Here is a 7,893-nt window from a genome sequence, read left to right on the forward strand (position 1 = left end):
TCACGTCTCTGCTCGTCGAGGTGCCATTTAAAGTCAGCGCACCGGTCATTTCGCGTATTTCAGCGCAGATGACCGGCAGATGAGCGTTCTTCTGGACAGCGCTGATACGGTCATACTGGATCAGAATGGCGATCCTCTGCTCGACCAGGGTCCGCGGCCGCCGCGCACGCTCGACGAAATCCGGACTGGCATTCTGCGCGATCTGCTGCCGCCCGGATGGGCGTGGCCACATGTCGCGGGCAGTAATCTCGGATCAATGGTGTCGGGCCTGGGGGTGCCGATCGAGGCTCTGGACGCGGATATCGCGGCGCTCGCTCTTGAGATCAGCCCGGCGCAGTCAACGCTGCTGCTGTCTGATTATGAGGTGGTTCTCGGCGCGGATCCCTGCGGAACTGATCCGGCGGGTATGGCCCTGTCAGCGCGCCAGGCGTTCGACAATGCACGCTGGATCGGCTCATCCGGTGTCAGCGACGCGTTTTTCAGGCGACTGTCCGATGCGGCTGGCGTGACGATTTCGATTGAGGAGCCTGAGCCGCCAGTCTGTGGTGAGGTGGTTTGCGGCGAGACGGTCTGTGGTGACATCGATTTGCGTTTCATCTGGATCGTGACGCTTCCGAATCACGAAACGGGACTCGAATGTCCGTTCCGCCGCAACTCGCCGCCCGATCTCACGCTGGTCTTTGATTATGCGGGTAACAGCTGATGGATTACACGACTGCGCCCGGTTATGTGACGGTGGACGGTGTCCGTCAGTATGCCGATCGCGATCCGGCGAACGGTGTGCCAGGCACCGCATTGATCGCGGCAGACCGAACCGCGACCATGGTCGAGATCATGACCGTTATCGCCAAGGCCGGCCTGGCGCCGTCAGCGACGGATCTGACCCAGCTATGGCAGGCCATCGTCTCGATCGCGAAGGGTGTCGAGGTTGAAGGCGAGGTCGGGTTTACGCCCGTGCAGCAGGGAGGCCGGCCGGACCAGGGTGCCAATAAGATCAATATTGGTCTGGCTGCGGATCTCGCCGGCATTCTTCGGTTCGCGGTCGACGGCAATGATCTCGGGTTTCTGGTTCCATCTTCTCCGGCGGCGGCTGATCGCCCTGTCCGGAACCTGATTGATTCCACAGGATCTGGCGGTCCGTGGCTGTCCAGCGATGGCTGGAACGGCCGTCTGGTCGGTCTGCCGGACTATTCATCGGCCTGGAGCGCCCCGTCCACCTGGGTTTCGGACACGGGAGCCGCTTCGGGTTACCGTCGTTCTCCGGACGGACTGATCATGCAGTCCGGTGTGGTCTGGCACGATGCGCCGACGGGTGCGCTCGATCCGACTGTCTATGAGCCGTATTTCGCGATTCCGTTTCCGAACGGCGTGCGGCGGTGGGGCGTCAATATCCTTGATTCAGCAAATCCGTCGGGCGTGTCGATCTGCGTCGATGTTCCCGAACTCGATCACATGATGATCAACTGCACGCACGCGCTCTCCTGTGTCTGGTTCGCCGATGGCTACTGATATGAAAGGCCGCGTGTTTTTCTGGAGCGCGTCACGCTCGACGTTTTATCCGGCTGAACTGCGCGAAATTTACAAGACCAGCGTTCACGGCTGGCCGTCCGACGCGGTCGAGGTCGATACGGCGCTGTTCGTTGAGTATGGGCTTGGCTCGGCGCGGCCCGGAAAACGTCGCGGCACGGGGCCTGATGGCCTGCCGGCATGGGTGACGGCATGACGACGCTGGGATTCCGGCTCGGTCTGCCTCTGGCAATGCTGGTCGCTATTGATGCGCCGAATGGTGGTGTGGCGGATCTGACGGGCTGTGCCTTCGCCTCTCAGGTCCGCGATGCGCTCGGCACGCTGGTTGCGACGATGACCGTGACGGCGGTGGCCTCGCAGCCCGGCTCTGTTCAGATCGCGGTATCGGACACGACACAGTGGCCGCCCGGGCAGCTCTGGTGTGATCTCAACGTGACCTGGCCGAACGGTCTGACGACACCGACGCGGCCATGGATGCTCACGATGCTGCGCGGCGTGACGCGATGAGCGGGCCTCTGATGACCGCGATGATGAGCGTGCGGGTTTACCCGTCGCAGCCGGTGTCTGTGACGCCTCAGGTGGTGTCGGCGACGACGGCTGCGGACGGGTTTCTGGTTCTGACGCTTTCAGATGGTTCGACTGTGGTTGCGATTGACCCGGCTTCGGCCGTGGGGCTCGCGATCGCGGCGGCTCTGGGCGGTGAAGTGAGTGTGGCGGAGGCTGTCCCGTCGGCGGGTGGTGTGGTGCCGATGGTTCTGGCGAAGGGTTGAGGAGAACAAAATGAGCGATACAGCGGCAATGCCGACATTTCAGGATGTGGCGTCTTTTGAAGAGGTCACTGAAATTCAGGCAGGCGATGCTATTCTGCTTGTCAGGGCGGGCAACTGGAAGCGCGTTAGCAGCAGCCTGCTCGCGGGCGGTCAGCCTGTCACCGAAGTCATCGGGCCGGGCGCGACGTATAATCTTGCGTTCGGAGCCGCTGGAAACAACGGATTTTCCATTGTGCCTAATGCACCGCTGACCTTGTCGGCGTCGGGCGGAACGCAGGGACAGGTGCAGTTCATGGCTGTGCATCTGACCCAGCCTGCGACGGGTGGTTTTGCCGTGACATGGGGTTCCGGCATTATCTGGCGATCCGGCAGCGCTCCTGTTTTCAGCACGGCGGCTGGCGCGGAGCTGCTTGTGCTGCTTTCGACGGATGACGGTGGTGTCACCATTATCGGTGACGCGCCTCTGACAGAGGCTGACGATCTGAGTGTCTCGGTCGGTGGCACGCGGATGTCGATCGCCGCGGCACTTGCTCAGATCCAGGCCGGGACAGGAAATGCAGCCGAACTGACACGCGGACTGATTGTTCAGCCAAAGCTCACCGTGACCGACCTCGCACTGGCAGCACCGGTATCCGATCAGGAAATCGCTGCTTTTGCGCCAGTCGTGAACAATGGCGGCATGAATCAGATTACTGTCGATCCGCGCACCGTCGTGCAGGAGTGGATGGGCTGCGGTTGTGCGGTCACGGACAGTGTCGCCTATAATCTGCTCACCTATTTTCCGGTGAAAGCCGATCGTCTCAAGCTCTATGATATGATCTGGGGCTCAGGTGGCATGAACACCATCCGCACCGAAATCGGACCGTGCGACTATCGTTTCACGGACTGGCCTCCCTACATTGCGGATGATGTGACAGACGACTGGACGTGCAGCACGTTCTCGATGCCGCATGACGAACAATACAAATTGATGATTTTGCGCGAAATCTGCGAGGTGAATCCGGATATCAAGATCATCGGCAGCGCGTGGACGCCGCCGCTGATGTTCAAAGAAGCCTACTCCGGTCCGGGCTCGGGCGGCACCGGTCCAAGCTGGAACGCTGGCCAGATCAATCCGACCACTCAGGTCTTCAATGCGTATGCGCTCTATCTGATTAAATTCGTTCAGGCTTATGCGGCGCACGGCGTCCCTGTGTGGGCGCTCACAATGGGTAACGAGAACAATTTCGGTTCTGGTACGTGGCCCTCGACCTACTGGTCGGCCGACAACCTCACCGCATTTGCGCCGATCCTGAAATCCGCGCTGATGGAAGCCGGTCTGGATACGCTGGTGATGGGGGGCGACGTTAGCTGGCAGTACGGCGATGATCTGAACAGCAAAAACCGGTTCACGGAAAGCATGGCCGCGAATGGCGCGTTCGTCCGCGATTATGCGTTTCATAATTACGCCGGCAGCGTGAGCAGCCAGACCTTTCTGATCTCGGGCTATGGCGACATCGCGACACCACTTCGCGCGCACATGACCGAGTATTGTGCCGACTACCGGTTCACGGCGACTTATCGCGCGCAGATGATGATTCCGGAGATGTTCATCGGGAATATTCGTGCGCAGGGCTGTTCCCTGACACTCTGGAATATGATTCTGGATGACATCGGTGGCCCGTGGCAGGCATCCCTGACCGAAGGAAACAGTTTTCACGGCGTTCTGGATTTCAATCGCAGCACGCTGGCTGTGACAAAAACCGCCGAATATTACTACCTCGCGCATATCGCGCAGATGTTTCCGCCGGGCACGAAAATCATCCGCAGCACAAATCCGGGCTTCGGCATCAATTATGCAGGCATTCAGAACGCTGCCGGTCTGCGCCCTGACGGCACGATTGTCGTCGCGCTGTTCAACAATCAGGCTGGGTCGGACACATGTGTCGTGCGCGATGGTGTGACCGGGACAGCGCGCCAGGTGACGCTCCAGCCTTACGCGTTCTCGACGCTGGAATGGTCGGTGGCTGATGCGGTCTCTGATGCAGGAACGCTGGCTGTTCCGCCTGCTCTGACGAACGTCGCTGGCGTTTCGAGCGGCGGCAAAGCGGTGTTTTCGTGGGGCCTGCCGTCGACAGCGACCTGCGACATTGCTGGCATCCGTGTGGTGGCAGGAACGTCGCCGACGGACACGTCCCTGTCCACCACACTGTCGGGAACGGCGACGAGCTGGACGCCAGCGGCTACTGCAGGGCAGACGATCTATGCGACGTTCGCGCCGTTGAGTGTGGGTGGTAGTGGTCCGACGTCGGCTCAGGTTTCTGTTGCGGTGGTTGCGCCGCCAGCAGGCGCGCCAACCGTATCAGCGACGGCGACCATTAACGGTGCCGACGTTACTGTCGCGCCGGCTACATCCGGGACAGCGGCGGCGTCATTCGACATTTACGCGGGCTCGTCCGCAACCACACTGGCGAAGATCGGAAATGTCGCGGCGAATGGCACGAGTCCTGTGACCTATGCAGCGACCGGACTGACAGCCGGCTCACTGTATTATGTCGCAGCGACGCCCATCGAGGCCGACGGCACGGCTGGCACCCAGTCTGAAACGACAACGGTGACACCGATTGCAACAGCGGTTCCGGGTGCTCCGACGATCGCTCTGACGCCTGGTGATGCGAAGGTTACGATCGTCATCACGCCACCCGCCGATAATGGCGGAGCAGCTCTTGCGTCATACTCCATCTATGGCGGCACGAGCGCCGGATCATTGTCGAAAATCGGCACTGTCGCCGCCAACGGCACAGCTCCGGTGACGTATGTCCAGTCACCTGAGCCGAACGGCACGACGGTTTATATGACCGCCTCTGCGACGAACGCTGTTGGCGAAGGGGAACAGTCAGCCGTAGCCAGCGTAACCCCGGGTGCGGCGGCGACGGCGCCTGGTGCTCCGGCCGTCACATTGACTCCAGGCAACGGACAGATCGTCGTCGCGGTCGCGGCTCCTGCCAATAACGGCGGCGCCACGATCACGGGGTATCCGATCATCGTGAACGATGCGAGCAGCCCGGTTACGACCCTGACGGCGGCAGGATCCTACGCGGTCACGGGCTTGACGAACGGCACGGCTGTATCCGTGAAGGTGGGTGCCACGAACAGCGTCGGCACCACGTATTCGGCTGACCAGTCGGCTACGCCTGTCGCTCCTGTCGCGCCAACAGAGCCTGCGCATTATCTGCAGCTCGGGACGAATGATGGTGGCGCGTGGGTGCAGAAGAGCATCGACCTGACGAACGGCGTCCTTGATTCTGAAATCCTGCTCGATCTGAACGGCTACACCTCGGCCACGGTTCCGGCGTTCACGAAAAACACGTTCCTGTTCGGTGACTACGATCCCAACAACACGAACAATACTGCCGCGAACTGCTCCTTTGGGCTTCTGCTTGGGACAGATGGCACACCCGGGATCAACGTTTACGACAAGAGCGGGACAACGCATGAGCTCTGGGCAGAGACGGGCACTGCCGGCACGCCAGTCGGGTTCTCCACGGGTAAAGAGGGTGGCATTCGCTGCATTCTGAATGCGTCAGGCGCCGCCTTTACTGCATATGACGGGAAGGTCGTGGCGAACGATACCGCGCAGTTCTTTCAGTCGCTTGATGGTTCGACATGGGAGGCGCTCGGGTCCGCGCAGGCGTATTCAGGCACAGGTCTGCAAACAGCCGCGTCCGGCGGATCGTATCCTGTCATTGCCGCTGGAATGATTGGCGGCAAGGTCTTCAGTGCGTTTGCCCGAAACGGCAACGGAGCGCCGGCTTACGGGCCTGATTTCACGACAGCATCCACCGGGGCTTCCACGGTTACGGATGCCGCAGGCGTGGTCTGGAATGTTGATTCCGGAAATGGCGCGAGTGTCGTCTGATAATGGTTCACGGCTTTCTGCCTTTCTGGACGCAGTTTCATGAGCCGATTGAGTTCGCGAGTGGCGTTCTCAGCGGCTGGTGGGGCTATCTTCTCAGGTCGCGGAAGGTCGCCCGCCAGAAACGCTATGAGACTGGTCAGCTCGCTCTCAGGCTGGTTTCAGCGTCTGAGGAGCAGATCGTCAGGCTGAATGATCTGCTCCTCTCTTACGCCGACGAGATTGATGGCTTGCGTCAGGGTCGCTGGCTCCTGCTGGATTGTCTGGCGGATATTCAGGCGCAGGCGCTGGCCGCGAGACTTATTGTTCATGAACTGGATGATCGTCTGGGGTTACCGCCTCGCCAGTTCACCCCGTTACCTCCGTATCCGCCAGATTTGCGGACGGGGGCTCAGGCTGCTGACACAGCCCAGCCGCGTGCGGACACACGCCCGATAAATCGACCCGCCACCTCTGCAGAGGCGGAGTCAGTATGAGTGTCCCTGGTTATGAAAAAGGAAAAATCTGTCAGTGCGTTGCCTCCGGCACCGTATATTGGTGGAAAAAGGAATCTGGCATCTGTTCTGACGCGGTTGATCAGCCGGATTGAGCACAGAGTTTATATTGAGCCATTTGTTGGAATGGGAGGCGTGTTTTTCCGGCGAAAAACAGCCGCTCAGGTTGAGGTCATCAACGATTACAACGGTGAGGTCGCCAACCTGTTTCGGGTGCTGCAGCGTCACCTGATCCCGCTCACGGACATGCTCCGCTGGCAGATCACGTCACGGGCGCATTTTGACCGGCTGAAGGTCACAGATCCGGTGGCACTGACTGATCTGGAACGTGCCGTGCGGTTTCTCTATCTCCAGAGGATTGCCTATGCGGGGCAGGTCCGTGGTCAGCATTTCTCGCCGGCGACGCGCAGTTCACGGTTCGACGTCAGGAAACTGGTTCCGATGCTGGAGGACGTCCACCAGCGCCTGGCCGGCGTTACGATCGAGTGTCGGCCTTATTCAGACATCCTGACGCGCTATGACCGGCCGGACGTCCTGTTCTATCTGGACCCACCCTATTTCGGGACGGAAGATTATTACGACGCACCGTTTACACCCGACGACTTCGGGCGTCTGGCGGATCTGCTGGCACATCTGAAGGGCGCATTTGTGTTGTCAATTAACGACCAGCCGGAGGTCAGAGACATCTTCAGAGCGTTTGAAGCTGTGCCTGTCGTGACCCGCTGGTCGTCTGGCACAGGGAGCGGAAAGCTACCGCTCAGAGGTGAATTAGTGATCTCAAACAGGGCTCTCACAGACCCTGTTTGAGGCGTTACAGGTTCGGGTTTTGGGGTACAGAACCTTGTGTCTTTTAGTCCAAAACCAATCGGCCGCGCTCAGCGATATGGATTGCGGACATGAAAGTATGAGCGCACCGGTCATATCTGGTGGCCACCCGTCGCCAGTCTTTGAGCTTTGCGACCATGTTTTCGAGCAGATGGCGCTTTTTATACAGATGGAGGGTTCTAAAAACCCTCCTTTTTCGATCACAGCAGAGTCATAACTCATTGATATTGCGCATTACACAAAAGCTTGGATAGGGGTTTTTCGAACCCTCCAGATGCCAGTTGTAAGGTGGCTTTGATTTCCGGTTCTTCTTTGGAGGAATGCAGGCGGTGATATTGCGGTCTGCGAGAGACTCTCTGATCCGGTTACTGTCATAGCCCCG

8 protein-coding genes are annotated in these 7,893 nt (G+C 59.7%); all 8 read left to right on the top strand.

Annotated features, from left to right (window positions below; translation table 11 throughout):
• The first annotated feature begins 79 nt into the window (after positions 1-79).
• The 8 genes from GOB85_RS12690 to GOB85_RS12725 are packed head-to-tail and all read left to right on the top strand — an operon-like array spanning position 80 to position 7,493.
• A complete protein-coding gene (locus tag GOB85_RS12690) occupies positions 80-703 on the top strand; it encodes a putative phage tail protein (RefSeq protein WP_173577860.1) in 624 nt (207 codons plus the stop codon).
• Positions 703-1,509: a hypothetical protein gene (locus GOB85_RS12695; protein WP_173577861.1), complete on the top strand. Its 807-nt coding sequence runs from the start codon at positions 703-705 to the stop codon at positions 1,507-1,509. The genes GOB85_RS12690 and GOB85_RS12695 overlap by 1 nt, the downstream gene beginning before the upstream one ends.
• Positions 1,499-1,723, top strand: coding sequence for a tail fiber assembly protein (locus tag GOB85_RS12700; protein ID WP_173577862.1), 225 nt, complete (start codon positions 1,499-1,501; stop codon positions 1,721-1,723). The genes GOB85_RS12695 and GOB85_RS12700 overlap by 11 nt, the downstream gene beginning before the upstream one ends.
• A complete protein-coding gene (locus GOB85_RS12705; protein ID WP_173577863.1) occupies positions 1,708-2,034 on the top strand; it encodes a hypothetical protein in 327 nt (108 codons plus the stop codon). The genes GOB85_RS12700 and GOB85_RS12705 overlap by 16 nt, the downstream gene beginning before the upstream one ends.
• Positions 2,031-2,297 (top strand): hypothetical protein, encoded by a 267-nt coding sequence (locus GOB85_RS12710; protein WP_173577864.1) that lies wholly within the window; start codon positions 2,031-2,033, stop codon positions 2,295-2,297. The genes GOB85_RS12705 and GOB85_RS12710 overlap by 4 nt, the downstream gene beginning before the upstream one ends.
• A 10-nt stretch (positions 2,298-2,307) precedes the next feature.
• The gene (locus GOB85_RS12715) at positions 2,308-6,195 is read left to right on the top strand and encodes a hypothetical protein (RefSeq protein WP_173577865.1); all 3,888 of its coding nucleotides are present in this window, start codon (positions 2,308-2,310) and stop codon (positions 6,193-6,195) included.
• A gap of 2 nt (positions 6,196-6,197) precedes the next feature.
• Complete coding sequence (locus GOB85_RS12720) at positions 6,198-6,668, top strand: hypothetical protein (RefSeq protein ID WP_173577866.1); 471 nt, start codon at positions 6,198-6,200, stop codon at positions 6,666-6,668.
• Positions 6,669-6,680: 12 nt separating this feature from the next.
• Complete coding sequence (locus GOB85_RS12725; protein ID WP_173577867.1) at positions 6,681-7,493, top strand: DNA adenine methylase; 813 nt, start codon at positions 6,681-6,683, stop codon at positions 7,491-7,493.
• Positions 7,494-7,893: the final 400 nt, after the last annotated feature.

The organism is Acetobacter fallax, assembly GCF_011516735.1.
GTDB classification, from domain to species: domain Bacteria; phylum Pseudomonadota; class Alphaproteobacteria; order Acetobacterales; family Acetobacteraceae; genus Acetobacter; species Acetobacter fallax.